The organism is Falsihalocynthiibacter sp. SS001, from assembly GCF_042445055.1.
GTDB lineage: Bacteria > Pseudomonadota > Alphaproteobacteria > Rhodobacterales > Rhodobacteraceae > Falsihalocynthiibacter.
In genome coordinates this window covers 714,708-741,611 of record NZ_CP170339.1, presented here as the reverse complement: position 1 = coordinate 741,611, position 26,904 = coordinate 714,708, and the positions used below count along the sequence as shown (strand labels likewise).

Annotated in this window: 30 protein-coding genes; 8 read left to right on the top strand and 22 right to left on the bottom strand. The window is 54.1% G+C overall.

Features of this window, described 5'->3' with window-relative positions; genetic code table 11:
* Positions 1 to 3: 3 nt before the first annotated feature.
* The 5 genes from ACFE33_RS03715 to ACFE33_RS03695 are packed head-to-tail and all read left to right on the top strand — an operon-like array spanning position 4 to position 3,904.
* Complete coding sequence (locus ACFE33_RS03715; RefSeq protein WP_380057076.1) at positions 4 to 972, top strand: type II secretion system F family protein; 969 nt, start codon at positions 4 to 6, stop codon at positions 970 to 972.
* 9 nt (positions 973 to 981) lie between these two features.
* Positions 982 to 1,956: a type II secretion system F family protein gene (locus ACFE33_RS03710; RefSeq protein WP_380057073.1), complete on the top strand. Its 975-nt coding sequence runs from the start codon at positions 982 to 984 to the stop codon at positions 1,954 to 1,956.
* A 5-nt stretch (positions 1,957 to 1,961) separates the two neighbouring features.
* Positions 1,962 to 2,516 (top strand): tetratricopeptide repeat protein, encoded by a 555-nt coding sequence (locus tag ACFE33_RS03705; RefSeq protein ID WP_380057071.1) that lies wholly within the window; start codon positions 1,962 to 1,964, stop codon positions 2,514 to 2,516.
* A gap of 27 nt (positions 2,517 to 2,543) precedes the next feature.
* Positions 2,544 to 3,398, top strand: coding sequence for a tetratricopeptide repeat protein (locus ACFE33_RS03700; RefSeq protein ID WP_380057068.1), 855 nt, complete (start codon positions 2,544 to 2,546; stop codon positions 3,396 to 3,398).
* Between the two features lie 32 nt (positions 3,399 to 3,430).
* Positions 3,431 to 3,904, top strand: coding sequence for a prepilin peptidase (locus ACFE33_RS03695; protein WP_380057065.1), 474 nt, complete (start codon positions 3,431 to 3,433; stop codon positions 3,902 to 3,904).
* On the opposite strand, the gene ACFE33_RS03690 is transcribed toward ACFE33_RS03695, so the two are convergent.
* On the bottom strand, positions 3,901 to 5,517 hold the full coding sequence (locus ACFE33_RS03690; protein ID WP_380057063.1) for a hypothetical protein: 1,617 nt from the start codon (positions 5,515 to 5,517) through the stop codon (positions 3,901 to 3,903). The two genes, ACFE33_RS03695 and ACFE33_RS03690, sit on opposite strands and share 4 nt — an antisense overlap.
* 155 nt (positions 5,518 to 5,672) lie before the next feature.
* Here ACFE33_RS03690 and ACFE33_RS03685 point away from each other — a divergent pair, with 155 nt between their 5' ends.
* Both ACFE33_RS03685 and ACFE33_RS03680 read left to right on the top strand, forming a co-directional pair.
* The gene (locus tag ACFE33_RS03685) at positions 5,673 to 6,983 is read left to right on the top strand and encodes an ATPase (protein ID WP_380057060.1); all 1,311 of its coding nucleotides are present in this window, start codon (positions 5,673 to 5,675) and stop codon (positions 6,981 to 6,983) included.
* Between the two features lie 86 nt (positions 6,984 to 7,069).
* Entirely contained in the window at positions 7,070 to 7,870 is an 801-nt protein-coding gene (locus ACFE33_RS03680) for a crotonase/enoyl-CoA hydratase family protein (protein WP_380057057.1), read from the top strand.
* Here the strand turns inward: ACFE33_RS03680 and folD are convergent.
* The 17 genes from folD to ruvC all read right to left on the bottom strand — a co-directional run bounded on the left by folD (position 7,867) and on the right by ruvC (position 22,928).
* Positions 7,867 to 8,769, bottom strand: a complete 903-nt coding sequence (folD, locus tag ACFE33_RS03675) for a bifunctional methylenetetrahydrofolate dehydrogenase/methenyltetrahydrofolate cyclohydrolase FolD (RefSeq protein WP_380057054.1) — start codon at positions 8,767 to 8,769, stop codon at positions 7,867 to 7,869. The two genes, ACFE33_RS03680 and folD, sit on opposite strands and share 4 nt — an antisense overlap.
* Positions 8,750 to 9,076 carry a chorismate mutase gene (locus ACFE33_RS03670; RefSeq protein ID WP_380057051.1) on the bottom strand — a complete coding sequence of 109 codons (327 nt, stop codon included), beginning with the start codon at positions 9,074 to 9,076 and terminating at the stop codon, positions 8,750 to 8,752. Before ACFE33_RS03670 ends, folD begins: the two co-directional genes overlap by 20 nt.
* A 60-nt stretch (positions 9,077 to 9,136) precedes the next feature.
* Positions 9,137 to 10,813 (bottom strand): formate--tetrahydrofolate ligase, encoded by a 1,677-nt coding sequence (locus tag ACFE33_RS03665; RefSeq protein ID WP_380057048.1) that lies wholly within the window; start codon positions 10,811 to 10,813, stop codon positions 9,137 to 9,139.
* A 142-nt stretch (positions 10,814 to 10,955) separates the two neighbouring features.
* Positions 10,956 to 11,177 (bottom strand): DUF6500 family protein, encoded by a 222-nt coding sequence (locus ACFE33_RS03660; RefSeq protein WP_380057046.1) that lies wholly within the window; start codon positions 11,175 to 11,177, stop codon positions 10,956 to 10,958.
* A gap of 63 nt (positions 11,178 to 11,240) precedes the next feature.
* On the bottom strand, positions 11,241 to 13,160 hold the full coding sequence (gene ftsH, locus ACFE33_RS03655) for an ATP-dependent zinc metalloprotease FtsH (protein ID WP_380057043.1): 1,920 nt from the start codon (positions 13,158 to 13,160) through the stop codon (positions 11,241 to 11,243).
* Between the two features lie 82 nt (positions 13,161 to 13,242).
* Complete coding sequence (tilS, locus tag ACFE33_RS03650; protein ID WP_380057040.1) at positions 13,243 to 14,511, bottom strand: tRNA lysidine(34) synthetase TilS; 1,269 nt, start codon at positions 14,509 to 14,511, stop codon at positions 13,243 to 13,245.
* Positions 14,508 to 15,332: a tol-pal system protein YbgF gene (ybgF, locus tag ACFE33_RS03645; RefSeq protein ID WP_380057037.1), complete on the bottom strand. Its 825-nt coding sequence runs from the start codon at positions 15,330 to 15,332 to the stop codon at positions 14,508 to 14,510. The genes tilS and ybgF overlap by 4 nt, the downstream gene beginning before the upstream one ends.
* 10 nt (positions 15,333 to 15,342) lie before the next feature.
* On the bottom strand, positions 15,343 to 15,849 hold the full coding sequence (pal, locus tag ACFE33_RS03640) for a peptidoglycan-associated lipoprotein Pal (protein WP_380057034.1): 507 nt from the start codon (positions 15,847 to 15,849) through the stop codon (positions 15,343 to 15,345).
* Positions 15,850 to 15,914: 65 nt separating this feature from the next.
* Positions 15,915 to 17,231, bottom strand: coding sequence for a Tol-Pal system beta propeller repeat protein TolB (gene tolB, locus ACFE33_RS03635; protein WP_380057031.1), 1,317 nt, complete (start codon positions 17,229 to 17,231; stop codon positions 15,915 to 15,917).
* Between the two features lie 2 nt (positions 17,232 to 17,233).
* Positions 17,234 to 18,289 carry an energy transducer TonB gene (locus ACFE33_RS03630; RefSeq protein WP_380057028.1) on the bottom strand — a complete coding sequence of 352 codons (1,056 nt, stop codon included), beginning with the start codon at positions 18,287 to 18,289 and terminating at the stop codon, positions 17,234 to 17,236.
* Between the two features lie 11 nt (positions 18,290 to 18,300).
* Positions 18,301 to 18,780 carry a protein TolR gene (gene tolR, locus ACFE33_RS03625; RefSeq protein ID WP_380057026.1) on the bottom strand — a complete coding sequence of 160 codons (480 nt, stop codon included), beginning with the start codon at positions 18,778 to 18,780 and terminating at the stop codon, positions 18,301 to 18,303.
* Position 18,781: 1 nt separating this feature from the next.
* A complete protein-coding gene (gene tolQ, locus ACFE33_RS03620) occupies positions 18,782 to 19,477 on the bottom strand; it encodes a protein TolQ (RefSeq protein ID WP_380057023.1) in 696 nt (231 codons plus the stop codon).
* 111 nt (positions 19,478 to 19,588) lie between these two features.
* On the bottom strand, positions 19,589 to 19,981 hold the full coding sequence (gene ybgC, locus ACFE33_RS03615; RefSeq protein ID WP_380057022.1) for a tol-pal system-associated acyl-CoA thioesterase: 393 nt from the start codon (positions 19,979 to 19,981) through the stop codon (positions 19,589 to 19,591).
* A 14-nt stretch (positions 19,982 to 19,995) separates the two neighbouring features.
* The gene (locus ACFE33_RS03610; RefSeq protein WP_380057019.1) at positions 19,996 to 20,628 is read right to left on the bottom strand and encodes a hypothetical protein; all 633 of its coding nucleotides are present in this window, start codon (positions 20,626 to 20,628) and stop codon (positions 19,996 to 19,998) included.
* A gap of 66 nt (positions 20,629 to 20,694) precedes the next feature.
* On the bottom strand, positions 20,695 to 21,732 hold the full coding sequence (gene ruvB / locus ACFE33_RS03605) for a Holliday junction branch migration DNA helicase RuvB (RefSeq protein ID WP_380057017.1): 1,038 nt from the start codon (positions 21,730 to 21,732) through the stop codon (positions 20,695 to 20,697).
* A gap of 3 nt (positions 21,733 to 21,735) precedes the next feature.
* The gene (gene ruvA, locus ACFE33_RS03600; protein ID WP_380057014.1) at positions 21,736 to 22,410 is read right to left on the bottom strand and encodes a Holliday junction branch migration protein RuvA; all 675 of its coding nucleotides are present in this window, start codon (positions 22,408 to 22,410) and stop codon (positions 21,736 to 21,738) included.
* On the bottom strand, positions 22,407 to 22,928 hold the full coding sequence (gene ruvC / locus ACFE33_RS03595; RefSeq protein ID WP_380057011.1) for a crossover junction endodeoxyribonuclease RuvC: 522 nt from the start codon (positions 22,926 to 22,928) through the stop codon (positions 22,407 to 22,409). Before ruvC ends, ruvA begins: the two co-directional genes overlap by 4 nt.
* Positions 22,929 to 23,210: 282 nt before the next feature.
* Between ruvC and ACFE33_RS03590 the strand changes: the two genes are divergently transcribed.
* A complete protein-coding gene (locus ACFE33_RS03590; protein WP_380057008.1) occupies positions 23,211 to 23,408 on the top strand; it encodes a DUF1127 domain-containing protein in 198 nt (65 codons plus the stop codon).
* A gap of 122 nt (positions 23,409 to 23,530) precedes the next feature.
* Here ACFE33_RS03590 and ACFE33_RS03585 read toward each other — a convergent pair whose 3' ends face one another.
* The 4 genes from ACFE33_RS03585 to ACFE33_RS03570 all read right to left on the bottom strand — a co-directional run bounded on the left by ACFE33_RS03585 (position 23,531) and on the right by ACFE33_RS03570 (position 26,869).
* Entirely contained in the window at positions 23,531 to 23,881 is a 351-nt protein-coding gene (locus tag ACFE33_RS03585) for a hypothetical protein (protein WP_380057005.1), read from the bottom strand.
* Between the two features lie 96 nt (positions 23,882 to 23,977).
* Positions 23,978 to 24,856: a 50S ribosomal protein L11 methyltransferase gene (locus tag ACFE33_RS03580; protein ID WP_380057002.1), complete on the bottom strand. Its 879-nt coding sequence runs from the start codon at positions 24,854 to 24,856 to the stop codon at positions 23,978 to 23,980.
* An 80-nt stretch (positions 24,857 to 24,936) separates the two neighbouring features.
* Positions 24,937 to 25,581 carry a peptide-methionine (S)-S-oxide reductase MsrA gene (msrA, locus tag ACFE33_RS03575; protein ID WP_380056999.1) on the bottom strand — a complete coding sequence of 215 codons (645 nt, stop codon included), beginning with the start codon at positions 25,579 to 25,581 and terminating at the stop codon, positions 24,937 to 24,939.
* Between the two features lie 58 nt (positions 25,582 to 25,639).
* Positions 25,640 to 26,869 carry an MFS transporter gene (locus ACFE33_RS03570; protein WP_380056996.1) on the bottom strand — a complete coding sequence of 410 codons (1,230 nt, stop codon included), beginning with the start codon at positions 26,867 to 26,869 and terminating at the stop codon, positions 25,640 to 25,642.
* Between the last annotated feature and the right edge of the window lie 35 nt (positions 26,870 to 26,904).

Genomic DNA, 26,904 nt, shown 5'->3' with positions numbered 1-26,904 from the left:
CCCATGATTATCAGTGCAGCGCCCCTGATTTACGTCCTCATATTCGTTGCGGTATTGGTCCTGGTTGAGGGCATCTATCTCACTGTATTCGGCAAATCCATCAGCCTGAACAGTCGTGTGAACCGCCGACTAGACATGCTCGAGAAGGGCGGAAACCGTGAACAGGTTCTTGACCAACTCCGCAAGGAAATGGGCCAGCACCTAAAATCCAAAGGCATCCCACTTTACTCACTGCTCGCACAAAAAGCGCAGAAGGCGAACATCGCTTTCTCACCTTCGCAGCTTATCCTTGTGATGATTGCCCTCTCTATCTTTGCATTTTTGGGCCTGACCGTCGCCACAGCGGCATCCGCCCCACTCAGAGTCGGCCTTGCCATTGTAATGGGCGTGGGCGCGGTATTTGTCTGGGTTAACGGAAAAGCCAAAAAACGCCTCGCGATGCTTGAGGAGCAACTCCCCGACGCGGTGGAACTTATGGTGCGCTCGCTACGTGTTGGGCATCCTTTTTCTTCAGCGATCTCCATTGTGGCCAAGGAGGTTTCTGATCCCCTTGGAACCGAAATGGGCGTTATTGCCGATGAGACAGCTTATGGCCGCGACGTTGGCGAAGCTCTCAAACATATGGCCGAGCGGATGGATATGCAGGATCTCCGCTTCTTGGCCGTGGCGGTGACGATTCAGCAGGTTTCCGGTGGTAACCTTGCCGAAATTCTTGATGGTCTTGCGAAAGTTATTCGCGCCCGCTTTAAGCTTTTCCGCCGCGTGAATGCCATTACGGCCGAGGCGAAATGGTCAGGGATGTTCCTCTCTGGCTTCCCAATTCTAGCCCTCATCATGATCAACGTCATTCAGCCTGACTACTATGACGAAGTTAAGGAAACGTCAGTTTTCATTCCTGCTTGTCTCGTGGTTGCCGGCTTCCTAATTGCGAATATCTTTGTGATGAAATCGCTTGTGAACATTAAGGTCTAGGAGCAGACGATGGAACTCTTGGAAGCTTTCAATACGATGCTCTCTGATAACTTTGGAGAATTTGGGCCAGTTATCGTTGCAGGTGTGATCGGATTTCTACTGATCATCATGACGCTGCCGTTCCTTCTTCAAAAGAAGGTCGATCCACTAGAGAAATTGCGGCAGGAACGTGCTTCGCGTGATCGGGGCAAATCAGAGGCGCTGCGCTCGAGCAAGAATGACAAGCTTGAGAAATATTCAAATTTCTTGGAGCCTCAAGACGAAGAGGAATTCTCGGCCGTTCGCCTAAAACTTATGCAGGCAGGCTATCGCGACAAGACTTCCGTGCGGACCTATCACTTTGCACAATTTGCGCTTGGCTTGGGCGCACTTATCGCAGGCGCGATCTATACACTCGCCACCTCCAACGGCGAAGAGGGCGCACTACAATCCTCGATGATGACCATTCTGATTCCAGGTGTGATCGGATACATGGCACCCAAATACTGGGTTAACCGCCGCCTTCAAACCCGTCAGGAAGCTATCACTAACGGCTTTCCAGATTCGCTCGATATGATGCTGGTGTGCGTTGAGGCGGGGCAATCGCTCGATCAATCCATTCTCCGCGTTAGCCAAGAAATTCGTGCAGGCTTCCCTGATCTCGCCGATGAATTCGCGATCGTTGCCCACGAATCAAAAGCGGGTAAGGACAAGGTTTTGGTCCTAAACGACATGGCCGATCGTTGCGGCATTCAGGATGTGCGTAGTTTTGTGACTGTTTTGAACCAATCGCAGACCTTCGGTACCTCCATCGCAGACGCCCTGCGGGTCTATGCGGAAGAAATGCGCGACAAACGCGTTATGCGCGCCGAGGAAAAGGCGAACAAACTGCCGACCAAGATGACTTTGGCGACCATGATGCTGACAGTTCCGCCACTATTGATAATTCTTATCGGTCCGTCCGTTTATGGTATTGCGCAGACCCTATCAACTACTGGATTCTAGCTGGCATGAACGCCGCAAAGCTGAGTCTTGTACTGACATTGCTATTGGCCGCCTGTGATACCACGGGCGGCTTTGACGCAAATGGGAATCCCTATGCCCCAGGCCTAAGCGCCGAAGAGGGTGTGGACGGCCTCTTGGTTGGGCACAGGCTCATGGAAGCGGGCGAATATGAGCTGGCGCTCAAGGCGTACCTAAGGGCCGCTGCGCAGCACGGAATGTCGATTGATGTGCTAAGCGCGCTTGGGTCTGCGAATCTTCGGCTGGGAAGGCTAGGACAATCAGAAAAACTCCTGAGACAGGCCGTGGACGAGGATCCGACCTTTGTTCCAGCATGGAATAACCTCGGTGTCGTTCTCATGGAAACTGGTCAGGTTGGCGAGGCTAGCCGTGTGTTCCAAACGGCCTTTGCGCTGGATAGTGGCGAAAGCGACTCAATCCGCAAAAATCTCACACTGGCACTCGAAAAAATTGAGAATCCGTCGTATGATGAGACCAATAAGAATAATTTTGAGTTGGTGAGGCGCGGAACAGGTAGTTATCTGCTCCTTGAAACTCCGTGAGAGAATTGAGCAGTAAAGGACGCAAAAATGCGCCATCCCTTCTTTCTATCGCTGTGCTTGTGCAGCGCTATTACCCTTTCCGCGTGCGGAGATTCCTCTGACACGGCCGATGTCGAACGTGCGGTAAAGGACTTGAATGTAATAGACGAGAGCAACCTGAACGATATCATGTTGACCGTCGCAGACCCCGACGAGGGCGTCGCTTACTACAAAAAAGCCGTGCTTAACGAGCCAAACCGCATTGATTTCAAGCGCGGTCTAGCGCTGTCGTTGGTACGCGCCAAAAAGCCTGAGGAATCTCTGTCGAGCTGGAAAGCTGTTGTCGAGAGCTCACAAGGCACCAGCGACGACCGTGTCAATTACGCCGACGCTCTAATCCGGTCCAACAAATGGGACGAAGCCGAGACGATGCTCGATAGCGTTCCACCAACAGTCGAGACGTTCAAACGCTATCGCCTTGAGGCGATGATCGCCGACTCGAACAAAGACTGGGACAAAGCGGACAGCTACTACGAAACCGCCGTAGGCCTGACCACCAAGCCCGCAAACGTGTTGAACAACTGGGGCTACTCCATGCTCACACGCGGGAACTACGAAAAAGCCGAGAAGCTTTTTGGCGACGCCATTTCTTATGACAGCAAGCTGTTCACTGCCAAAAACAACCTCGTCTTGGCACGCGGCGCACAGCGGAACTATGAGATTCCGATTGTACCAATGACCCAAGAAGAGCGCGCGCAGCTTCTGCATACTATGGCGCTTTCTGCGATCAAGCAGGGTGATGTTGCGACCGGCAAGGGCCTGCTTAAGGACGCGATCGAAACGCATCCACAGCATTTCGAATCCGCCGTACGCTCGCTATCTGCTCTTGAGGGGGGCGCGTAAATTTGGATTTGACGCTTACTGCGGGAGCGGCAATGGCTTTCTTGCCATTTGCCCTTCCTATTTGTTTGTGGGTTATGTTTAGCGACCTCAAGCACATGAAAATCCGCAACACCGCAGTGCTTGCCCTAATCGGTGTTTACGCAGTGGTCGGCCTTGTTGCGCTGCCGATGGATCAATATCTGGCAGGCTGGGTCAACGGGATTGTCATGCTCGTTATCGGCTTCATTGCTAGCAGTTTTGGAGCAGTCGGAGCAGGAGATGCCAAGATTTTTGCGGCGATCTCTCTGTTTGTCGCGCGTGGCGATATTTCGAAGTTCACCATTCTCCTTGCCGCGTGTCTGCTTGTGGGTTTTGTCGCCCACCGACTCGCGCGATCGTCTTCTCTCGCTCTGAATCTAGCGCCAAACTGGGAAAGCTGGCATCGCCCCAATGAATTCCCAGCGGGCCTATCGCTCGGGTTCCTGCTCATAATCTATCTGGTTTGCGCGGCGTTCTTTAACAATTAGCGGTCAATGCGGAAGAACGCATATAGCTCAGTATCCTCGATAAGAGACAACGTTTCGCCCTCACGCTCGGCTATGTTGTCCAGAATTATTCTTTGTATTGCGGTCAATGGGCATTTCGGAACCAATAAATAAGACGCATTATCGTACCCAGTAAGGCCCCCGTAATACCATGGAGCGGATCCGATCGCCGGCAGCATTCCTGCCTCGATCCATAGTGCCATGATTACGTCTGCGACAAAGAGTGAGCTACCTTGAGCCGCCACATTCTTTGACACACCAGCGCTGATTGCGTGCTGCATAGCGGCAACCCCACCCTCTAACGTGCAGTCTGGAAGGACCATTCCCGCGATTTCACGGATATCTTCATCCTCGGGAGGCGAAACAAATTCCTCCAACTCTTCGCTAAAAACTCGCGAAGAAATGGTAACCTTTTTGCCACGAATATCCGCCGTGTGAATGTCCATCGATACATCCGGCAAGAACGGCGCATACTCGGATGCATCAACAAAAGCGTGGCGCAGCGGACTCGTCACAAGGTTAATATATGAGGGCACCATCACAGCCAGCGCCGCAATAGCAACCCCGGATGCAGCAGAGCGCATCTTCCAGCCCAAGCCATTGCGAATGTCATTCCGTGGCCTGTAGACCATCAGAACAATAATCACAAACAAGAGCCAAACAGGGTCGTTTCCGAAATTCTGATACGTAACGAAATAAAAACCGGGCATACAAAGCAGAAGCAAAAGCGCCTCTTTGTTCTGATCGGACTGTCTAAGTACAACGCAACTCATGAACGCCAAGAATGAAATCCCGATGAACGCGGGCGCGCCGAGAAGGTCAAGCATACTTGCCCCTGGATAGGGCCGAACGTCTGAACCCGCTACGCGTAGCAAGTCACCCAAGTATGCCGACCAATACTCCACCCCCAAGATCGCAGTAGCAAGTGCAGCGACAGCAAGCCCCGCGCCAACGGCCATGACAAGCGCCCGCATGTTGTGGTTCAAAATCAAGCCCACTGTGATAGGGATCGCAAAGCCCGCGAAGTACGTAACTTTGGTCAGCGCAAGGACGGCCATGCCAACACCGATCATGAGACCCTCGAGATTTGGTCGTGGGCGGCGTTCCTCCTGTGGAGCAATCACACCGAGCGCCAACACAGACAAGGAGATAGCCCATGACCAGCGGTTATAGTGCATAGAAATAGACGGCGAGTTTTCGCTTCCACCGCCTACAATTGCGCAAACAATCGCCAGAATACTGATGCCAAAGAACATCGCCGCAATCGGACCCAACCGCGACACACCAACCCACCAAACGACAGGCAAAAGCAAGACTGCTAACAGCGTTTGGGCCAGAACGAAACTTATCCCTAGGTCATAGCCTAAATTCGAGAACCAGATGATCGGCGCAAAGGCCATTACGCCGATTGGAGTCTGGAATTCGATATGAATGTCATACCCGAGTTGCAAACGGCGGAGAATATCCATGAAATGCAACACGTCAACTTCGTGTTTTCCAAGGAATAACCCACCCTTAGCGATGGACAGACCAGAAAATATGATCGTCACACCAACCAAAACAGTGGCCAAAAGTGTTGAATTTATTTGCTTCATGCGTGCCTGCGTTTACTTTTGAGCAACACTAGCCGCAGACCATGCTGATTGCCAAAGGTCGAAACAGAATTTTGTGGTCATTACTGCACAGAGAGGTAGAATCATCACAAAAATATGCGAACCAATCTCGCTGCCAAACAATACAGGTACACTCAATGTCATTTGAACCCACGAGCGTCGTCGCTCCGCCCGCCCCGAAACGTCTCAATGAGATGAACTTGTCGCCCGTCATGATGCGCGACATTCTTATCAAAACGCTATTTCGGAAGAATGTCGACATGGTGTCCGAAATTGCCGAGGCGATCTGTCTGCCGATACCTGTAACGCAGGAACTGGTTGATCTGGCGCGAGAACAGCGACTGATTGAGGCGACAGGGACATTGCACGCGAACTCCGGCAACGAAATGGGGTACCAACTTACGGACCAAGGCAAAGCGCGCGCGCTAGATGCCCTAAGCCAGTCGGAATACTATGGCGCGATGCCCGTGCCACTAGCCGTCTATCAAGAGCAGGTAAAGCGGCAATCCATTCGCAACATCATGATTAATCGCGATCAGCTTACGGGCGCGATGGGGCATCTGATTCTGCCACCTGACCTACTGGATCAACTTGGCCCCGCGGTGAGTTCTGGTCGCTCCATTCTGATGTACGGTCCTCCGGGTAACGGTAAATCCTCGATCTCTAATGGTATCCGCGACGCCCTAGGCGACAAAATCTATGTACCGCGCGCGATTGAATATGCGGGTCAGGTCATTACCGTCTATGACCCAATCGTTCACAGCGCCGCAGAGGTACAGAAAGACGATCCGAACTCTCTTCGTCGTACTGCGAACCGTTACGATACCCGCTATGTGCGTTGCGAGCGTCCGACCGTAATTACGGGTGGTGAGCTTTCGCTGTCGATGCTTGACTTGGTCTACAATCCGACATCCCGAACCTACCAAGCGCCCTTGCAGCTTAAATCAACGGGCGGCGTGTTTATCGTGGACGACCTTGGTCGCCAAGAAGAGCCGCCGCAGGCCCTCATCAACCGCTGGATTGTTCCACTCGAGGAAGGCAAGGATATCCTCGCTCTTCAATCGGGTGAGAAGTTTGAAGTACCTTTCGATACGCTCGTTATTTTCTCGACAAACTTCCACCCGAATGAGATTTTCGATAAGGCGGCGCTGCGTCGTATCTTCTTCAAGATCAAGATTGATGGTCCGAACCAAGAAGACTTCCTCAAGATTTTCGCGATGATGGCACGGCGACGCAAAATGCCACTGGATGAGGCCGCACTCGTGCATCTTCTCAAGAAGAAGTATCCCGAAATCGATAACGTATATGCCAACTATCAACCGATATTCCTTATCGACCAGATGATCGCGATCTGCGAATTCGAAGGCATTCCCTATCAGATGTCTCCTGAACTGATTGATCGCGCTTGGGCTAATATGTTCGTGAAGGAAGAGGCAATCGTCCACTAATTCGCCCTACGCATCGCTGTGACCCAGCGGAACACCTTGGCGCGCAACGGATTTGGGCGCACACTCTCGCAAAAGGAGAGTGTGCCATGTCCAACCGTGTGAACCTGACCATCCAAGACCATATCGCCATGGTCAAACTCAACCGCCCAGAAAAGCGCAATGCGCTCGATCTCGAGATGATTGAAGCAATTGTCGCAACGGGCGAGTCACTGATGAACCGGAACGATGTTCGGGCCGTTGTCCTCTCTGGCGATGGTCCCGCGTTTTGTGCGGGCCTAGACACCTCTACGTTCGGGAAGCTTGTGGCGCAAATGTCCAAGACCGGCGGGATTACGGCGCGAACGCATGGCGCATCCAACCTGTTTCAGCGCGCCACGATGGTATGGCGCGACTTACCCATGCCCGTTGTTGCGGCTGTGCATGGGCATGTCTATGGCGGCGGATTTCAGATCATGCTTGGTGCGGACATGCGTATTGCAACACCAGATACCAAGTTTGCCATCCGAGAGGGAAAGTGGGGCTTGGTTCCGGACATGGGCGGTATGGCGATCATGCCTAGCCTTGCGCGCGCCGATATCATCCGGAAATACACTTATACCGCCGAAGTATTCCTCGGAGAGCCCGCCCTTGAAGCCGGCTTTATCACGGAGATCAACGCCGATCCCTTGAGACGTGCACTGGATATCGCTTCTGATATTGCAACCAAAAGCCCGGACGCGACGCGCGTTGCCAAGCAGCTTCTTACAGATATCGAACATTCCAGCACCGATGAGGTGTTGATCCTCGAGTCCGAAGCTCAGGCGAAACTGCTTGGCACCGCAAACCAGACCGAAGCCGTGCTTGCGGGGCTAGAAGGACGGGCGCCAAACTATTCCGATCCGAGCTAGGCTGTAAGCCCTTCTGGCTCGGCGAGGTCGTGCGCGCGGCATGTTGCGGTAAGTGTATTCGCCAATAGGCAAGCGATCGTCATTGGGCCAACACCACCCGGAACTGGCGTGATCGCACCGGCAACCTCGGCGGCAGAAGCAAAGTCGACATCTCCGACAAGTCGCGTCTTGCCTTCGCCCTTCTCTGGCGCGGGAACGCGGTTGATGCCCACGTCAATCACTGTCGCTCCCTCTTTTATCCAGCTTCCTGGTACCATCTCTGGGCGTCCAACAGCCGCGACAACGATGTCCGCAGAGCGCACAACATCAGGCAAGTCCTTGGTTCTGCTGTGGGCAATCGTGACCGTACAGCTATCGCCCAAAAGCAAATTCGCCATCGGCTTCCCCACAATATTTGAGCGCCCAATGACCACCGCATTCAACCCAGAGAGCGAGCCATGGTGCTCGCGCAGCATCATAAGGCAACCCAGCGGCGTACAAGGCACCATTGCCTTCTGTCCTGTCCCCAGTAATCCAACGTTGGAAATATGAAAGCCATCGACGTCCTTGGCTGGGTCAATCGCGTTAATGACCAGATCTTCGTTAAGGTGATCAGGCAAGGGAAGCTGCACCAAAATGCCGTTAACATTGGAGTCGGCGTTAAGCTTGGCGATCAGGTCCAACAAATCTGACTCGCTCGTATCTGCGGCCAACTTATGCTCGTAGGAGTTCATGCCAACCTCGTTGGTCATCTTCCCCTTGGAGCGCACGTAAACCTGACTTGCTGGGTCCTCGCCAACTAGGACGACCGCGAGGCCCGGAGTGATGCCGTGCTCATCCTTCAGGCGCGCGACATGCACCGCAACTTTTTCACGAACGCTTGCGGCAAAGGCTTTGCCATCAATCAGTGTTGCCGTCATCGGAACCCTCCTTCGTAGAGCTTAAAATGGCCTCTTCGCGGGCAATAGCGAACGCGATCATTTCGCGCCAGAGGGACTCTGCGAGGGCTTCAGGAAAATCGGCTTCCCGAGATAGTTTTTTGATGTTGCTTACGACTTCCTCAACACGCTCGGGAATGTTCGCCGCCAATCCGTCACGGGCCTTAATCGCCGCGGCACGATCAATATACGTCATCCGCTCGGCCAAAATAGCGATCAAGCGACGATCAAGCGTGTCGATCTCGGTCCGCAAATCGGCCATGTTGTGGCAATCACTGGGGGCGCGCATATGCACTCCTACGTTTGGGTTGCCACCTCATACTCCAGAAATCGAACGCCCTCAATACGTCTAGAACAAGCCCTCAATATCGCCCGCGTCGTTGAGTTTGATCGCCTCGGCAGATGGCTTGCGTGGCAGGCCCGGCATCGTCATGATCTCTCCGCAAATGGCCACAATGAAACCAGCGCCAGCAGACAACCGAACCTCCCGCACAGGCACAGAATGCCCAACAGGAGCGCCGCGTAAATTTGGATCAGTCGAGAAGCTGTACTGAGTCTTGGCCATACAAACGGGCAGGTTTCCATAGCCTGCCTCCTCCCATGCGCGGAGTTGATCGCGAATTTTCTTATCGGCCAGAACTTCGTCGGCACGGTAAATCGATCTCGCGATGCGTTCAATTTTTTCGAACAGCGGCATTTCGTCGGGATAGAGCGGCGCGAACTGCGCAACGTCTGCATCGGCAATTTCGGCCACGCGGGTCGCAAGCTCTGTGATACCTTCAGAGCCTTTCTCCCAGTGCTTACACAGGATCGCCTCTGAGCCTTGCGAAGCAACATAATCCATAACCGCCCGAATTTCGGCATCCGTGTCGTCGGTGAAATGGTTAATCGCTACCACAACGGGCACGCCGAACGATTTAATGTTGCCTATGTGCTGACCAAGGTTGGCGCAGCCCCGCTGAACCGCCGCGACGTCTTCGGCACCTAGATCGGCCTTGGCGACACCACCATTCATTTTCATCGCGCGCACGGTAGCGACCAATACGACGCAATCAGGCGCTATCCCTGCTTTGCGGCACTTGATATTCATGAACTTCTCGGCCCCCAAATCCGCGCCGAAACCCGCTTCTGTCACGACATAATCCGCAAGCTTCAACGCAGTTTTCGTAGCGATAACCGAGTTACAACCATGCGCGATATTGGCAAAGGGGCCGCCGTGAACGAAGGCTGGATTGTTCTCAAGGGTCTGCACGATATTGGGCTGCATCGCTTGTTGCAACAAGACCGTCATCGCACCCTCGGCCTTGATGTCGCGCGCATAAACCGGCGAACGGTCGCGGCGGTAGGCCACGATGATATCGCCCAAACGTTGCTGAAGATCATCAAGATCATCTGCGAGGCACAGGATCGCCATTACCTCGGACGCGACGGTAATATCGAAACCGGTCTGACGCGGGAAGCCATTTGCGACCCCACCCAACGACGTCACCGTATCCCGCAAGGCGCGGTCGTTCATATCCAGCACGCGGCGCCACACAACACGACGCTCGTCTATCTCAAGCTCGTTGCCCCAATAGATGTGGTTATCAATCATCGCTGAGAGAAGGTTGTGCGCCGAGGTAATGGCGTGGAAATCCCCAGTGAAATGCAGGTTCATTTCCTCCATTGGAACCACTTGGGCATAGCCACCGCCCGCAGCGCCACCCTTCATACCAAAGCACGGACCAAGCGACGCCTCGCGGATACAGATCGCAGCGTTCCTGCCGATTTTGTTGAGTCCATCACCCAAGCCAACCGTCGTGGTTGTCTTCCCCTCGCCCGCCGGCGTGGGATTGATTGCCGTCACGAGGATCAGTTTCCCGTCCGGTTTATCGGCCAAACCTTTAATGAATTCCGCGCTGACTTTTGCTTTGTCATGGCCAAATGGCAAAAGATGATCCGAAGGGATTCCAAGCTTGCCGCCTATTTCCTGAATAGGCTTTTTGTTGGCTTCGCGCGCAATTTCAATATCGGTTTTGAATGACATAACGGCCCCTGAAAGAATGATTGGTCTTTGATATACGCTGACTTTGGCCGCCAAACATCAGTAATTCCGACATATTCCCATCAGAAAACGCCTCTGTCGGTTTCGCATCGGAAAATAATGCTGCGATTGGGGCGGTTGCGTTCTATTGCGCTTCGCTTAGAATCAACGCGCGTATTTTTAAGGCCTTCTCAAAGTGATCGAGCTTGTGGGTCTGAATCCACCATGTCGCGGCTTCCATCAACAATTCGGGATCATCATTTCTGTTTGCAAAGAACGCATAAAACGAAAGCCCGACACCCTCGCCCTTTTGGGCAATCTTGGCATCACAGGTGGCGACAATTTTTTCACGAAGTGAAAGGCGCATTACAATATTCCAAAAGAAAAGTGCCGCAGAATAATCCGCGGCACTCCGTTAAATCTTAACAACCTAGCTTGTTGGCTTGGGCTCCATATCGCCATCAACCTTTGGCTTCTTGGGCTTCGTTTTTGGAACAGCGGTCAGGCTCGGCTTGTCATCGGAATCCGACTTGTCGTCGTCATCGCTCACGTAAGGAGATTCACCACGTACAACACGCTCGATTTCTTCGCCAGTTAGAGTTTCGTATTCAAGCAAGCCCTGCGCCAAACGCTCGAAATCTTCTTCGCGCTCTTCGATGATCTTATAGGCCGTGGCGTATCCTTCATCGATCAGGACCTTAACTTCGCTCTCAATCAGCTCTTTCGTCGCCGCAGAAACCGAGAAACCGCCGACGCCACCGTTGGCCTCATAGCCGCTCGCGGCCTCTTGGTAATCGATATTGCCGACCTTATCGGACATGCCATAACGCATCACCATTGCGCGCGCCAAAGAGGTCGCTTGCATGATGTCACCAACAGGGCCACTGGAAACGCTATCTGCACCGTATTTGAAGATCTCGGCCGCTTTACCCGCCATTGTCATCGCAATGCGTTGCTTGGCTTCGTCCTTGAACATCTGGAGCTGATCCATTTCAGGAAGGCTCATCACCATCCCCAAAGCACCGCCGCGCGGGATAATCGTTGCTTTGTAAACGGGGTCACACTTCGGAAGTGAAATCCCCACAATCGCGTGGCCCGCTTCGTGGTAGGCTGTTTTCTCTTTCTGGTCAGCGGTCAAAACCATGCTGCGGCGCTCGGCCCCCATCATGACTTTGTCTTTGGCCATTTCGAAATCTTCCATAGTCACGAAATTGCGCCCGATCCGAGCCGCCATAAGCGCGCTCTCGTTCACTAGGTTCGCAAGGTCTGCGCCCGAGAACCCCGGTGTACCGCGTGCGATAATACGAAGGTCAACATCGGGCCCGACTGGAACCTTGGCGGCATGTACGTTCAAGATTTTCTCGCGGCCCTTAATGTCGGGATTCGGAACTTGTACCTGACGGTCAAAACGGCCCGGACGTGTCAAAGCGTTATCCAGCACGTCAGCGCGGTTTGTCGCCGCCAGAAGGATCACACCCTCGTTGCTTTCAAAACCGTCCATCTCAACAAGGAGCTGGTTGAGTGTTTGTTCGCGCTCGTCATTACCACCGCCATGGCCTGAACCACGATGGCGACCAACGGCGTCGATCTCATCGATGAAAACGATACAAGGAGCGTTCTTCTTGGCTTGCTCAAACATATCGCGCACGCGGCTTGCGCCTACACCAACGAACATTTCAACAAAGTCTGAACCAGAGATCGTAAAGAACGGAACGCCGGCCTCACCAGCGATCGCGCGCGCCAGAAGCGTCTTACCCGTACCTGGAGGGCCAACAAGCAAAGCACCCTTGGGAATTTTACCGCCTAGGCGGCTGAATTTCTGCGGGTTGCGAAGGAACTCTACGATTTCTTCGAGTTCTTCTTTGGCTTCGTCAATGCCCGCAACATCGTCAAACGTAACGCGGCCTTGTTTCTCGGTGAGCATCTTGGCCTTGGACTTGCCAAACCCCATCGCGCCGCCTTTGCCACCGCCCTGCATTCGGTTCATCATAAAGAACCAGAACCCGATCAACAGAATGACGGGTCCAAAGAGCCATATCACGCGACTAATCGAGGAGGCTTCTTGCGAAACCGCCGTCACTTCGACGCCTTTATCAAGAAGCAGCGACGAAACCTCCGCATCGGAGGGCATAATCGCCCATGCTTCTTTATTATCTTGGCCAACGAAAGTGACCCGCTCGCCATCCACTTTCACCGATGTGATCTCACCTGCATCCACAGATTGCACGAATTCAGAGTACGTATACTCGCGGCTAGAAAGCGTCGATTGATTGCCGCTGAACAATTGGAACAGAGCAATAAATAGTAGACCCAAAACGATCCAGAAAGCGAAACTTCGCGCGTTGCCCAAGGGACATCTCCTTAAGAAATTTGACAGCGCAGCAGAATCCACGTGTCATCACTCATCTAAAATAAGGATCGTGGCGAAATCTTCAATGCGATAAAATGTTTCGAAGCAAATCTTCCTTATCCCGCAAGGGGATCGCGGTGAAATTTGTCTCGGTGCGTGCAAGTGGAGCGGCCACAAGGGTATCGCCATTCCAAATTGAGGGAGAAGCAAGAAGCGCGCGACGAGCGCGTCCCGTTTCACGCCACTCGGGGCATTGCAGAATTCCTGCTTCGCCCAACGCCCGCACATCACTACCCGTCGGGAATTTTCCAGCAATCCGCCAGCGCTGATCCCATTCGACCCCATCATGCGGATCACGCACAATCTGCGTCGCAGCCGAAGCTTCGCGCATCACCCTAATTTCATTACCTTTAAGCGTCAGAACACAGCCACCTAGCGTCGCCACGGCTTGGTCCCCCAATTGAGGCAGCAAATTCTCGACCGCCCGTGATCGCGGCGCATAATCAGTCGGCGCAACAAACGCCAAACTCGCGGTAATCAAGCGGCGCTGCATCTCTGACGGGAGCGATTGCAGACGTTCGGCATCGATCTGAACGTCGCCATCTGCGGTCGAGATAATCTCGCGCGCCTCTTTAGCGGCATAATAACTCAGCGCTTCGGAGGCTGCGCTCAAATGCGCCGAAGATTGCGCAATTTTTTTTGTATCGAGGCCCATCGCCCCCAATTGTCCAAGCCCTTCACGGATTTTCACCCTATCGAACCGCGTATCCACGTTAGACGGATCATCAATCCAATCCACGCCCTCCTCGCGCAAGAAACTCTGTAAATCGCGGCGCAGCATACCCAACATCGGCCGAACGAAGACTGTTCCGTTCCGATTGAATCTGGGGCGCATTTGCGCCAAGCCATCCACCCCTGCCGAGCGCGTTAAGCGCATCAGAAATGTTTCTGCGACGTCGTCGGCTGTATGCCCAAGAGCAACGGCTGCGATCCCGCCGCAAGAGGCCCAATCATCGACCAGACGGTAGCGCGCGCGGCGGGCCTCCGCTTGCAGATTTCCCTGCCGGTCCCAACCTTCCCAAACAAGTACTTCATGCGGGATGCCCATAGCGAGACAGATAGCACCAACCTGCTTCGCCTCTGCTGCCGCGGCCTCCCGAAGCTTATGGTCGACCGTCGCTACGGCCAATTCGCTTCCTGTTCGCAGAGCCCAAGCGTGGGCAAGCTCCAGCAAAGCGCGCGAATCTGATCCTCCAGAAACTGCAAGACCAAGCCGCAGACCCGCAAAAGGCGCCAACTCTTCAGTCAGCGCCTTTAGAAGTTTTTCACCCTTTTCAGAGAAGGTCTTCAAAGACACCCCAAGTTCGACATCGCGGCTTGAGCATCCCCCAGAATTTCCGCGGTGGGGAAACGTGACTCAACCTCACCAAGCATCAAACAAGCCTCGTTTTGCTGCCCTAGCGTCCCGAGCGAAGAGCCTAGCTTAAAGAGCGCATTCGGAGCAAATGGGCCGTCTGGCGCACCCGAGAAGCTTTCAAGGAATGCGCGTGCAGCAGAGGAAGTTTGAGACAGAGCCTCATACGAGGTCCCACGCAGATAGTGCGCCTCTGGTGAAAGCTGACTTCCGGGATAGTTAGTGGTGAAAGCCTGAAATTTCTCAGCGGCTTCTGTGTAATTTCCCTCGTCCAATGCGGCGCGGGCGGCAGCGAAATCTGCTTCTTCACCAACCGCAAGCTGCACCTCGTTTGGCTCGGCAGGGGTCGTATTCACAGCGGAGGTATCGCCGCCCAATGTGCTTCCCATCTCGAGTGTTCCGATGTCGCAACTTGGCTCAAGTTCACAAATACGGAATTCCAGATCGCCAATGCGGTTTGTGCCGTCGGTGACAACACGTTCGAGATGAAGTTCGATCTCTTCGGAGCGCGCGGTGATGCTTTGAAGTTGCGCCTCTAGCGTTCCGATGCGTTCGAGAAGCGTACCGCTTTGCGCCACATCCGTCGCGCCGCCAGTCGTAGACAGCTCGCGTTTCAACTTTTGGATTTCAACGTAAACTACCGACAACTCTTGGCGAATGTCGGCGAGCGTTTGATCCTGCGCAGCCACTGGTACCGCCAAAGCAGACGCCAAGCCCAAAGCCAAAACAGTTCCGCGCACCAAAGAGAACCCCTTCATCATGCGCTCCTTAGACGCCAACGCCAGCAGCAACGACCGTTACCGAACGGCGGTTTTGCGCATAGCAGCTCTCTTCGGAGCAGATCTCGATCGGGCGTTCTTTGCCATAGCTCAGAACTTGAAGTCGGTTGCTTGCTACACCCTGAGACACAAGGAACTGTTGCGATGCGTTTGCACGGCGCTCACCCAACGCAAGGTTGTACTCACGTGTGCCTTGCTCGTCGGCATGACCTTCGATGATTGCGGTATACTCTGGATTTTCCATCAACCAACGCGCTTGTTGGGTTAGCGTCGCCTTGGCTGTCTCGCTCAGCGTGCTTTGATCAACGGCAAACAACACGCGGTCACCGATTGTTGTGTTGAAATACGCCACACTACGTGGGTTGCTTACATCACCAATCCCGCCACCTGCGCCGTTGCCATACGAACCGTTCGCATAGGAATCCGCGCTTGTATTGCTACACGCAGCCAAACCAAGCCCCGCGATCAACAAAACCACCTTGGAAATATGTGCCATTGAACTTTACCTCATTTGCGCAGAGTTCGCCTCTGCTAATTTCTAGTTATTTCAGCTTCACAACGCTATTTCAACAGCGGCGACCATGCAGGGTCACTTGCCGCGCCTTGTGTTGTAATCCGCTTTAGATTTCGTCCCGTTGTATCAACCGAATAAAGCGACGATGTACCAGAAGCGCCTGATGTCTCACGCGTAAACATGATGACGCGACCGTTGGGGGACCATGTCGGGCCCTCGTCCAGATTGGACGTGGTGAGAAGCCGCTCTTCGCTGCCGTCAGTGCGCATCACGCCAATGTGAAAACGGCCTTTGTTCTGTTTTGTAAAGGCAATCAGATCACCGCGCGGTGACCATACTGGCGTGCCATAGCGACCCGAGCCTTTGCTAATCCGCCGTGCTTCACCGCCATTTGCAGGCATCACATAGAGTTGTGGGCTTCCGCTGCGATCGCTTTCAAACACAATCGTGCTTCCATCTGGTGAGTAGCTTGGGGCTGTTTCGATTGCGGGCGTATTCGTCAGGCGCACAACACTCCCCGAGGATAGGTTGAGCGTATAGATATCAGTATTGCCCCCACGTGAAAGCGAGTAAACAACCGTGTTACCATCCGGCGAGAAACGCGGCGCAAAGCTCATGCTACCTTCTTGGTTTTCAAGGATCTTACGACCAACTGAGGCAACATCCAGCAGGTAGATGCGCGGGAAACCCGTCTCGTAGGACGTATAAAGCACGCGATCACCTGTCGGAGAAAAACGCGGGGCCAGCACAAGCGAGGAGTCGCCCGTCAGATACTGAACGTTTGCGCCATCGTAATCCATCACAGCCAACCGCTTGCGGCGGTCATTCTTGGGGCCCGTTTCCGCGACATATACAACGCGGCTATCGAAGTAACCGCCCTCGCCCGTAATCCGGCTATATACTGCATCAGCCACTTTGTGAGCCATGCGCCGCCAGCTATCGGTTGTACCGACAAACTGAAGGCCTTCGCCCTGCGGCTGTCCTGTTACCACGTCGAACAGACGGAACTTTACCGTCAATTGATTGCCCGAGACGCCCACGGCACCAGTCACCAACGCTTGCGTGTTAATTGCGCGCCAATCGGAATATTGGATCGGGCTTGAGAAACTTGTGACCTGCGAAATATAGGCTTCGCGTGGAATTTCGCGGAAAAGCGCACTCCCCTCCAGATCGCCAACAATAACACGGCTAATTTGCGCGGCGAGTTCGCCCGCCCCCTGCGTTTCAGGGATGAAATCGGGCACCGCAATTGGCATGGGCTCGATCTGGCCCTCGTCAATCGTGATCCGAAGCGGCGCGGCCCCAACGGGAGAAAAGGCACCCGCAAAAGAGAAGGCAAGCAACAAAGTAAGTACACGGAACATAGCTATCTATTCCTCATCTTTTCTGGGTCAAAAGTGATTTCAATTTCTTTCCAATGATCATATTTTTCCGCAGGAAGGTCAAAGCCTCCAGCGCCACAGCGAAGAATCGCGCGCCGTGCCGCTTCATAAGCCTGTCTGGCAGAAGCCTGACTTCCGCCACTGGAAGAGATCATACGTAAACTAGCACTCTCTGGCACACCATCGCGCCCGACGTTCAGGCCGACAACAACGGTTGTGCGCAAGGCCTCGGCAGAGAGCGTTCCAACGTTCCAACATTGCCCGACAGAAAGGCGCAGAGCGTCCTTTTCACCCTGCGAAAGCGGTGGACCACTCGGGACGGTCTGTGAGGGTGTTGGCGCTGGCTCCTGATTAGCTTCATTCAGCGCGGCGAGGATATCGTCATTCTGAACGGTGGGCGCCTCTGGTTCTGGCTGCTCTTCGGGCTCTTGTGGTGCGGGCCGCTCAGGACGTGCGGGTGGGCGGCGCGAGCTATCTGGCGCAGAAGCGGGCGGCGCGTCGGCCTCAGCAACAATGCGGTCACTGGCTTCCTCTGGAGCAGTCGTTTGCTCAACTTCGGGAGTCGGCTCTTGCTCAGGTTCGGGCGCTTCAACCGTTTCTGTGGCTTCTTGGGTGATCGTATCTTCGACCGCGTTCGGCTCTTCGGTAATGACAGGCTGCGGCGCAACGCGCTCTGACGGGCGCGGCGATGCTGTTGGTGCGAGCGGCGCAAGCGGAACGGTCAATGGCTCCGGCGACTCGATTGGGGATGGCGCTTGATCCACGACTTCGCTCGGCGGCTCAGACGGCGCAACGGGCGCTTCTGGTTCTGGCGGTGTCGGCACTTCGGCGGCTGGTTCTTGTGGCGGCGGTGGCGTTGCGCCGTCGTCAGCGGGCACCTCGGGCGGCGACATTGCCGCAAACTCCTCGGCGGTTATCAGCGAGACCTGAGTATTCTCAAGGGTCGGAGCCTCATCCGCACGCAGGAACAGTCCCCCAAAGAGGATCCATACGATCAGTGCCGTATGGCCTGCACCTGAAATATAAAGGCCCGTTCTCACGCTGCGGCTCGCTATCCGTCGCTACCATTCAATCGCGGCCCGCCCGTGTCCGTCACAAGCCCGATATCATTGAACCCACCCGCGTTCAGCGCGCCCATGACTTGGACGACTTCGGCGTAAGGGATTGCACCATCCGCGCGTAGGAATACCTTGTTGTCGCTCCGCTCTTCGGCAATCGCCACAAGCTTACTCAACAAATCCTCGCGATTAATTTCGGTGCTCATCAGCACAACTTGCCCATCAGAAGTGAGCGTAATTGTAAGCGGTTCTTCCTGTTCGCTTGGCAAGGCCTGCGCAGCAGTCTTGGGCAACTCGACCGGCACACCAACAGTCAGCAACGGAGCCGCCACCATGAAGATGATAAGCAACACCAACATCACGTCCACGAATGGCGTGACGTTGATTTCGGCCATTGGCTTAGCTCGACCACGTCCACGACGACTGCGGCGACCGCCGCCTCCGCCATCACTTTGAACTACACCCGCGCCCATATCAGCTATCCAACTGACGGCTTAGGATGGTCGAGAACTCATCTGCGAAACCTTCATAACCTGAGACGATCCGATCACTCTCGGCCGAAAGCTTGTTATAGAAAACCACCGCCGGAATCGCCGCCAAGAGGCCAAGCGCAGTTGCAAGAAGTGCCTCGGCAATACCGGGCGCAACAACTGCGAGGTTCGTACTTTGTTGGATTGCGATCTCTTCGAATGCGTTCTTGATGCCCCAAACGGTCCCGAACAGGCCGACAAACGGCGCCGTAGCACCCACAGTCGCAAGAAACGATAACCCGTGGGTAAGAGCTTCGCTTTCCTTGGCAATTGCCACATCCATCGAACGGTCAATGCGGGCCTGTGCCCCTGCGATCAACCCACCATCTTGCCGATGCGAGCGCCGCCATTCCAACATGCCCGCCGAGAATATCTTCTGCGAGGCACCTTGTGGGTCGCCAGCGATCTGGTCGTAAAGCTCGTCCAACGGCTCTCCCGACCAAAATGCATGATCGAATTCGGAAGACTCGCCGCGCGCTTTGCGGAAGTTGATAGATTTCTGAATGATAATCGCCCACGACCAGAAAGACGCAATGATCAGCATGATCATAACAAGTTTCACAGTAAACGTGGCGCGCAAAAACAGCGCCATAAAGGAGAAATCAATCTCCTGCGCCATCGCAAGGGTATCTGTTTCCATATGCCTGCTCATTTATTAAGGCCGGTGTTCCGGCTCTGATTAAGTAGCTTTCTACAGTATACACAAACGGAAAGCTATGATTTGCGCCTCAAAGCGAAATTTAGTGTGATTTTATCGCGCTATGCGGCGAATTTCCGCCGGTAAACGCGTAGGGGTGCCATCCGAGAGCCGTATTGCAACTAATGTTACAATTGCCGTGAACAAAACGCTCTCTCCGCGCTTCACAACCTGTTCCATTACCATCCGCGCACCGGTGATCGCTTCGACACTGGTTTCTACTGTCAAAACGTCATCAAACTGCGCCGGTTCGACGTAATCGGCCTCTAGCCTGCGCACGGCAAATGCCACGTCCTTTTCGGCCTTGAGCGCCGTTTGATCTATCCCAATCTCGCGCACGTATTCGGACCGCGCGCGCTCGATAAACTTAAGGTAATTCGCATAATACACGATGCCCGCCATATCGGTATCTTCATAGTAAACGCGAAGGGGATAGACGTGAGGCATGTTGGCTTCTAACCTTATGAAACGTTCGAAATACGCGCAAACAGACGCAGAGCATGGCTACTATCCGCCGCCACGTTGGGCAGAATCGAATCATACGCTGCCTGAATGATTTGCGCGATCTCCGGACGCAGGACCGTCGCGCCGGTGTCAGGCAGAATAGCTAGCGGCGAGGTGGTCGCGAAGGCGCCCTCTCCCCAAAGCAGGATCATTTGAACCATCTGGCCTAGCGCCAACAAATCCGCGGGAATGTCCGAGAGTGTATCGTCCATTTTTAGAAAGAGAAAACCCGCTTTGATCGCGCCTTCTTTATCGAATCTAAAGAAGCGGTACTGGTTCGCGTTCGCCGATGTGAGGCGGGGCAAGAGCGCATCCATTTCGGGGATCAAGCCATCCATATCCGGCACTCCGCGCAGGTCTTCCCAATCGCGCAAGAAGAACACCCAAAGGTTCGAACCGAACTCCGGATCTGTCTCAACAACATCCAAGCGCGCCAATGATGTAACCGCCTCTAGTGCGCCCTTAACAACCGCGAGTGTTTCGGGTTCCACCCCAAAAACCACCGGTGCAATTGGTCGCCCCCACCGCGCAAAGGCATAGCTACCGCTGCGTTGGAAAAGCGCTTCGATTTGTTCTGGTGAATAGGTCACAATCTTCCCCTAGGCTTACCGGATCGGCTGCGTTGGCATAAAATTTTGCGCGCACCTGTGCAACCTTTACTCGTCAAAGAGCTTTCCCTGCCCAGGCGGAGGCGGCGCAATAAGCCCAAGGTGCGTCCACGCCTTCTGCGCAAGCATTCGGCCGCGCGGGGTGCGCTGAATAAGCCCCTGTTGGAGGAGATATGGTTCAATGACTTCTTCAAGACTATCGCGGCTTTCTGACAGCGCCGCCGACATTGTCTCAATTCCAACTGGCCCCCCACCATAATTTTCAGCTATGAGGGTGAGGTAGCGCCTGTCCGCCCCGTCCAATCCAAGATGATCGACGCCCAGCCGCGTCAATGCGTGATCGGCGAGTTTCTGGGTAATCTTTCCCCCGCCCTCAACAAGCGCAAAGTCCACCACGCGGCGCAAGAGCCGACCTGCGATCCTTGGTGTTCCGCGAGCGCGCCGCGCGACCTCAAGCGCCCCTTCGGGCTCCGTGGGTACATTCAACAGTCGCGCACCGCGCGTCACGATTTCATGCAACTCTTGTACGGTATAAAACTGTAGGCGCGTTGGTATTCCAAACCTGTCCCGAAGCGGCGTCGTCAAAAGCCCCATCCGCGTGGTCGCACCAACAAGCGTGAAGGGCTGGAGCTCAATCCGAACGGTCCTAGCGGCAGGCCCCTCTCCGATCACCAAGTCCAACTCGAAATCCTCAAGTGCAGGGTACAGAACCTCTTCAACGGCGGGGTTGAGGCGATGAATCTCATCAATAAACAAGACATCCCGCGCTTCAAGATTGGTCAGGATTGCTGCCAAATCGCCAGCTTTTGCAAGTACCGGCCCGCTCGTCATACGAAAGTTCACGCCCAGTTCGCGCGCCATGATTTGCGCCAGAGTGGTTTTCCCCAATCCCGGCGGTCCATGGAACAATACGTGGTCCATCGCCTCCTCGCGCTGCTTGGCGCTTTCGATGAAAATCCGTAAATTGGCGCGCGCCTCGGCTTGGCCGATGAACTCCTCAAGAACCTGAGGTCGTAAGGCGCGATCAGAATCCTCTGGGCGTTCTTGTGGGCGCAGGTCTGGATCGGGTTGAAGTGCGTCGTTCATGTTCTACCCTTTAGGCGCCAAAAGGCGCAGTGCCGCGCGAATAAGTCCCGATGTATCGACTTCGGCATTTTCCATGGCTGCGCGCGCCACGGCCTGCGCCGCTTCGCTTGGATTATATCCCAGATTGGTCAAGGCGGAGAGCGCCTCTGACTGTGCCGCCGCTGAAGTTTCAGCTGGAACAACCACGTCAGGCTCGATCACTTCGACAATTGGTTCATTTTCTTCAGTTGTTGCGGTAGTTTGCGGACGTGATGTTGTCCCCGCCAGCGCCATAACCGATGGGGCTTTATCCTTTAACTCAAGCACGATCCGTTGGGCTGTTTTGGGGCCAATGCCCTTTGCCGCCTTCACTGCATTCCAGTCACCAAGGGTAATCGCTCGCCCAACGCCTTCCGCGCCCAATGTTCCGAGGATCGACATAGATGCCTTTGCGCCAACTCCCTGTACGGAAATAAGCAAGCGATGCCATTCTTTTTCGACCAAACTGGTAAAACCGAAAAGCTGCAACACGTCTTCGCGCACCAATAATTCGGTATAAAGCGCGACAGCCTCTCCCACGTTCGGTAACGATGACAGCGTTCGTTCGGTGACAAAAACCAGATAGCCGACGCCCCGCACGTCCACCATCACGTGATCCGTGCTTCTATACTCCAACCGACCCGAAATTTTTCCGATCATGCTGCCCCCTGACGATCTGCGCGCTTAACGGCGTTTTCCAAATGATTAGTCGAATGCGCATGATGGGCATGGCAAATCGCAATCGCAAGCGCATCCGCCGCATCTGGTCCCGTCAGGACACACCCCGGCAAAAGCATCGTCACCATATGCGCGACCTGCTGCTTGTCTGCGTGGCCGACGCCAACGACCGACTTCTTCACTTTGTTTGCAGAGTACTCTCCAACAAACAATCCCGCCTGTGCCGGAACCAGCATCGCAATCCCGCGCGCTTGGCCCAGCTTCAATGTGCCAGCTCCGTCTTTATTAACAAAGGTTTGCTCAACCGCCGCCGTATCAGGTGCGTACCGCTGTAGAACATCTGTAAGCTGATCATGCAGAGAAAGCAGACGGTCGGCGAGGACAGCCTTGCCATCAGAAGTGCAAACGCCATTCGCCACATGCGACAGCCGGACGCCCGTAACGTCGATAACCCCCCATCCAAGATTTCGGAGTCCCGGGTCGATTCCCAATACGCGCATGATTTTTCCTGTCTGCTCTTTGACGGCTTATTTTGCCTTTTCAAAAAAGTAGCACGAAACGCGAACATTTGCCAAGAGCTTAGCTTGCCAAGCGCCTTTTCACTCACCCCTTGGACCAACACAACTACTTCAGAAAGTAGACACCTAAGCCCCAGCTATGCGCGAAATGCATAGTGGCTATACCCATATGCTCATTGATTGAGCAGTTTGAAAACCCTAAGTCCCTCTCATCAAGAGAATAACCTTCCTTAGACCACCAAACTCAAGATAAAGGAGCCTCGCATGGCTGTTACCTATACACCTCGCTCGAATACTTACGGCGCCTCTTTTGGCGGTCGTATTTTCGGAACATTTTCCAACCTCTTCGGAGCCTTGGCCGCATGGAATGATGCGCGCGCAACTCGCTCGCAACTGAGCCGGTTGACTGACCGCGAACTTGACGACATCGGCCTTCGCCGTTCGGACATCAAAAACCTCTAAGCGCCACACATTCGGCCCAAAGCCCGCGCCTGCCTCCGCAGCGCGGGTTTTTTATTGCCTGAAACAAAAAGGGCCGCGCAATCACGTGCAGCGGCCTTTTCATAAAATTCTGTTTAGCTTGCTTACTTCAGATAAGTATTGAAGTTCTCAGCTGCCCATTTGGTTACTGGATCGGCCTTCATCGCAAACGCGCCAGCTTGCTCAAAAACGGTTCCTGCTTCCAGCTTTGCAACACGTTCATCATAGGTGATCGGTCCAAGGTGCGAGAGCAGCAGCCCCTTCAGTGCAAAGAACACCGCGAGCACAACAAAAATACCGCGCCAAGGAAAGCGCGCGCCACGCCGGCGTACGCGTGTTGTAATCAACCCGTCATCGGCCATCACAAGAACGGCTCCCCTCGAGGATTGCTGGCGCTTGCGCTTGTTAATGCGGCTTACGCGCTTGTCGAAATCTTGCATATTTGCATCAGCCATAGCTTGGCTCCGTCTAATGGCCCCCACCGATAAGGTCATTCTCTTGACGAATTGTGGCAAAAATATGGCAAAGATGGCTATTTCAGGGTTAACTCCCTAAATTTTGTCTTTCTTTTGAAGCAGTAAGGTCGTCCACTCGGCAATTTCACTGCGATCAACCAGAGTAAATCCGTTCTCTGCATAAACTTCAAGCACCGAATCTGCCTGCTCGTTCAAAATTCCAGAGAGAATCGCATAGCCACCATTCTGAAGATTCGCGCTCATATCCGGAGCAAGTCCAATAAGCGGCCCCTTAAGGATATTTGCGAACACCAGATCAAATGGCGCCTTGGCCAGCAGATCAGGATGATTGAACCCTGCGGCCTCTACGCAATGAATCCGTCCTTCAAGATCGTTTGCTTTGGCGTTGCTTTTGGCCACATCGACTGCAACTTGATCAATATCGCTCGCCAAAACCTGATCGGGCCAGATTCGCGCCGCAGCCATCGCCAAAACAGCAGTACCACATCCGATATCCGCAACGTTTTTGCCGACGAACCCATCACTCGCCAGCCGATCCAGCGCCCGCAAGCATCCAAGCGTAGTTCCGTGATGCCCCGTTCCAAATGCCATCGCCGCATCGATCAGAAGTGGAATTGACCCTTCAGGAACGGTGTCGGCGTCATGACTTCCGTAGACGTAAAAACGCCCCGCCTCGACCGGAACCAATTCGCGACGCACATGGGCAACCCAATCAACATCGGGAACCTCGGATACAACGAACGGTTTTGCTCCCGACATTGCCTGAAGCAACGCAAGCTCCGATGAGTCCGGCTTCTCCGTGAAATAGCCACCCACTTCCCAAAGGCCAGAACCATCTTCGACTTCGAAAATGCCAATCCCCGTAGGTTCAGGGATCATATTCTCCATCGCTTCGCCGAGCTTGTTGGCGGCGCTTTTGCCTTCTAGGGTTGTCAGTGCGGTATATGTGACCATCGTTCTCTCGGTGCGGCAATATCAGTTGCAGTTGGAATCAGGCCTAAGCCTAACCTCCTTGGGGGTCAAGCAGCCAGGAGCTAAACGGCGAGGCCAATCGGACAAGTCACACCCGTTCCGCCAATCCCGCAATAGCCCTGTGGGTTCTTCGCCAGATATTGCTGATGATAGTCCTCTGCGAAATAGAACTCGGACGCGGGAACGATTTCTGTCGTGATGGCTCCGAGGCCGTTGCGACGCAAACGGTGCTCATAAACTGCTTTGCTCGCCTGAGCAGCAGCCTCCTGAGCATCGGTATAGGTGTAAATTCCAGAACGGTATTGTGTTCCGCGATCGTTACCCTGACGCATTCCTTGGGTCGGATCATGCCCTTCCCAGAAGGTTTGCAACAACGTCTCATAGCTTATCACAGCGGGGTCATAGATCACGCGAACGACCTCGTTGTGGCCAGTCCCGCCGGTACAAACTTCTTCGTATGTGGCGTTAGGCGTAAAGCCGGCCGAATATCCGACCATCGTCAAATACACACCGTCCAGTTTCCAGAATAGACGCTCAACGCCCCAAAAACATCCCATGCCGAACATCGCTTCTTCCATGCCATTCGGCACTTCGGATTTTAGCACTCGCCCGAAAACAAAATGTGTCTGTGCGGTTTCAAGGGGTTCTGAACGGCCCGCGAGCGCGCTCTTTTGCGTTACCATAGTCTCTTTCTTGGTGCCGAACATATGTCCCCCTCGTGAGTTCAGTTTCATCGTTCAATATAGGACGCCTGTAACGGAATTACTACTCGGCCACGGCCGGCGCGCGACGCGTCCAAATTGTCTCGAATCCGCCCTCTGGATGCCGCGGAATAAGTAACGCAAGCACGAACGAACCACAGGCAATCCCAGCAGCCGTCAAGAAAACCGCAGCGGGCGAAACGATCCACAAAAGCCCCAGAAGGACGGGTAGGAACACCGCCGCGATATGATTGATTGTAAAGGATACCGCCGCTGTCGGAGCAATATCCGAAGGGTCGGCGATCTTTTGGAAGTAGGTTTTCAGCGCAAGTTTAAGTGCAAAAAGCATGTGGTCCACCACATACAACGCCATCGCAAGCCATACGCCCCAGTCAAAGAAATAGATCCCACCATAGGCTAGGAATACCAGAACCAAGCCGAAGTACTCAATCAAGAGCATTCTACGCTCGCCAAACCGTGCAACGAGTCCACCAAAGAAAGGAGCCAGAATGATGTTAGCAACCAGGTTGATAATATAGAGACCCGTCACCTCGTGAACGTCAAATCCGAAGCGTTCAACCAACATAAAACCCGCAAATACAACGAAAACCTGACGACGCGCACCCGCAAAGAACTCAAGCGCATAGTAGAGCCAGTAGCGTTTGCGCAGCACCAATTCACGGCGCTGAACGACGTTATTCTCGAACTGTGGAAAGCCGACAAAGCAATACAGCCCAATAAGCACCGCAACGCCACCCGACACCATAAACACGGTGTTATACGTTAGGTTCAGTGGCTCCCAGAGGAGCACAATCAAACCATAGGAAACCAGCGTCGCCGCTGATCCCACGGCGCCCAGTATTCCCAATACTTTTGGCGCACGGTCTTTGCGTATCCACTGAAGTTGCAGCGATTGATTAACCGTTTCGAAATAGTGAAAGCCGACCGAACTAAGGAAGGTGATCATCAAAATGCCACCCAGCGTCGGGAAATAAGCCGTCACTGCCGTCGAAACCGCAAGTAAGACAAGAGATACCAAGCCTAGTATCTGCTCTCTTACGAACAGTAAAATTGCGATCACACCGACGGCCAGGAAACCCGGAATTTCACGAACAGAGTGAAGCAAGCCAATGTCCGCACCGTCAAATTGGGCGACTTCAATGACGAAATTGTTAACAAGCGCCAACCATGTTGCGAAGGCAATCGGAAGCGCAATCGCGGTTAACACCAAAAAGGCAATCGGGCGCCGCCAAACGGGAAGTTGCGCAACATTTTCAAGCGGGAACGTTTTCATGCACGATGGCTACGCCTATTTCGATAAAATGGGAA

What these genes read in the sequence shown, in the direction of transcription:
- ACFE33_RS03715 (WP_380057076.1), top strand. Translation starts at nt 4, where the DNA reads ATGATTATCAGTGCAGCGCCCCTGATTTACGTCCTCATATTCGTTGCG.
- ACFE33_RS03710 (WP_380057073.1), top strand. Translation starts at nt 982, where the DNA reads ATGGAACTCTTGGAAGCTTTCAATACGATGCTCTCTGATAACTTTGGA.
- ACFE33_RS03705 (WP_380057071.1), top strand. Translation starts at nt 1,962, where the DNA reads ATGAACGCCGCAAAGCTGAGTCTTGTACTGACATTGCTATTGGCCGCC.
- ACFE33_RS03700 (WP_380057068.1), top strand. Translation starts at nt 2,544, where the DNA reads ATGCGCCATCCCTTCTTTCTATCGCTGTGCTTGTGCAGCGCTATTACC.
- ACFE33_RS03695 (WP_380057065.1), top strand. Translation starts at nt 3,431, where the DNA reads ATGGCTTTCTTGCCATTTGCCCTTCCTATTTGTTTGTGGGTTATGTTT.
- ACFE33_RS03690 (WP_380057063.1), bottom strand. Translation starts at nt 5,517, where the DNA reads ATGAAGCAAATAAATTCAACACTTTTGGCCACTGTTTTGGTTGGTGTG.
- ACFE33_RS03685 (WP_380057060.1), top strand. Translation starts at nt 5,673, where the DNA reads ATGTCATTTGAACCCACGAGCGTCGTCGCTCCGCCCGCCCCGAAACGT.
- ACFE33_RS03680 (WP_380057057.1), top strand. Translation starts at nt 7,070, where the DNA reads ATGTCCAACCGTGTGAACCTGACCATCCAAGACCATATCGCCATGGTC.
- folD (WP_380057054.1), bottom strand. Translation starts at nt 8,769, where the DNA reads ATGACGGCAACACTGATTGATGGCAAAGCCTTTGCCGCAAGCGTTCGT.
- ACFE33_RS03670 (WP_380057051.1), bottom strand. Translation starts at nt 9,076, where the DNA reads ATGCGCGCCCCCAGTGATTGCCACAACATGGCCGATTTGCGGACCGAG.
- ACFE33_RS03665 (WP_380057048.1), bottom strand. Translation starts at nt 10,813, where the DNA reads ATGTCATTCAAAACCGATATTGAAATTGCGCGCGAAGCCAACAAAAAG.
- ACFE33_RS03660 (WP_380057046.1), bottom strand. Translation starts at nt 11,177, where the DNA reads ATGCGCCTTTCACTTCGTGAAAAAATTGTCGCCACCTGTGATGCCAAG.
- ybgF (WP_380057037.1), bottom strand. Translation starts at nt 15,332, where the DNA reads ATGAAGGGGTTCTCTTTGGTGCGCGGAACTGTTTTGGCTTTGGGCTTG.
- pal (WP_380057034.1), bottom strand. Translation starts at nt 15,849, where the DNA reads ATGGCACATATTTCCAAGGTGGTTTTGTTGATCGCGGGGCTTGGTTTG.
- tolB (WP_380057031.1), bottom strand. Translation starts at nt 17,231, where the DNA reads ATGTTCCGTGTACTTACTTTGTTGCTTGCCTTCTCTTTTGCGGGTGCC.
- tolR (WP_380057026.1), bottom strand. Translation starts at nt 18,780, where the DNA reads ATGGGCGCGGGTGTAGTTCAAAGTGATGGCGGAGGCGGCGGTCGCCGC.
- tolQ (WP_380057023.1), bottom strand. Translation starts at nt 19,477, where the DNA reads ATGGAAACAGATACCCTTGCGATGGCGCAGGAGATTGATTTCTCCTTT.
- ybgC (WP_380057022.1), bottom strand. Translation starts at nt 19,981, where the DNA reads ATGCCTCACGTCTATCCCCTTCGCGTTTACTATGAAGATACCGATATG.
- ruvB (WP_380057017.1), bottom strand. Translation starts at nt 21,732, where the DNA reads ATGAACGACGCACTTCAACCCGATCCAGACCTGCGCCCACAAGAACGC.
- ruvA (WP_380057014.1), bottom strand. Translation starts at nt 22,410, where the DNA reads ATGATCGGAAAAATTTCGGGTCGGTTGGAGTATAGAAGCACGGATCAC.
- ruvC (WP_380057011.1), bottom strand. Translation starts at nt 22,928, where the DNA reads ATGCGCGTATTGGGAATCGACCCGGGACTCCGAAATCTTGGATGGGGG.
- ACFE33_RS03590 (WP_380057008.1), top strand. Translation starts at nt 23,211, where the DNA reads ATGGCTGTTACCTATACACCTCGCTCGAATACTTACGGCGCCTCTTTT.
- ACFE33_RS03585 (WP_380057005.1), bottom strand. Translation starts at nt 23,881, where the DNA reads ATGGCTGATGCAAATATGCAAGATTTCGACAAGCGCGTAAGCCGCATT.
- ACFE33_RS03580 (WP_380057002.1), bottom strand. Translation starts at nt 24,856, where the DNA reads ATGGTCACATATACCGCACTGACAACCCTAGAAGGCAAAAGCGCCGCC.
- msrA (WP_380056999.1), bottom strand. Translation starts at nt 25,581, where the DNA reads ATGTTCGGCACCAAGAAAGAGACTATGGTAACGCAAAAGAGCGCGCTC.
- ACFE33_RS03570 (WP_380056996.1), bottom strand. Translation starts at nt 26,869, where the DNA reads ATGAAAACGTTCCCGCTTGAAAATGTTGCGCAACTTCCCGTTTGGCGG.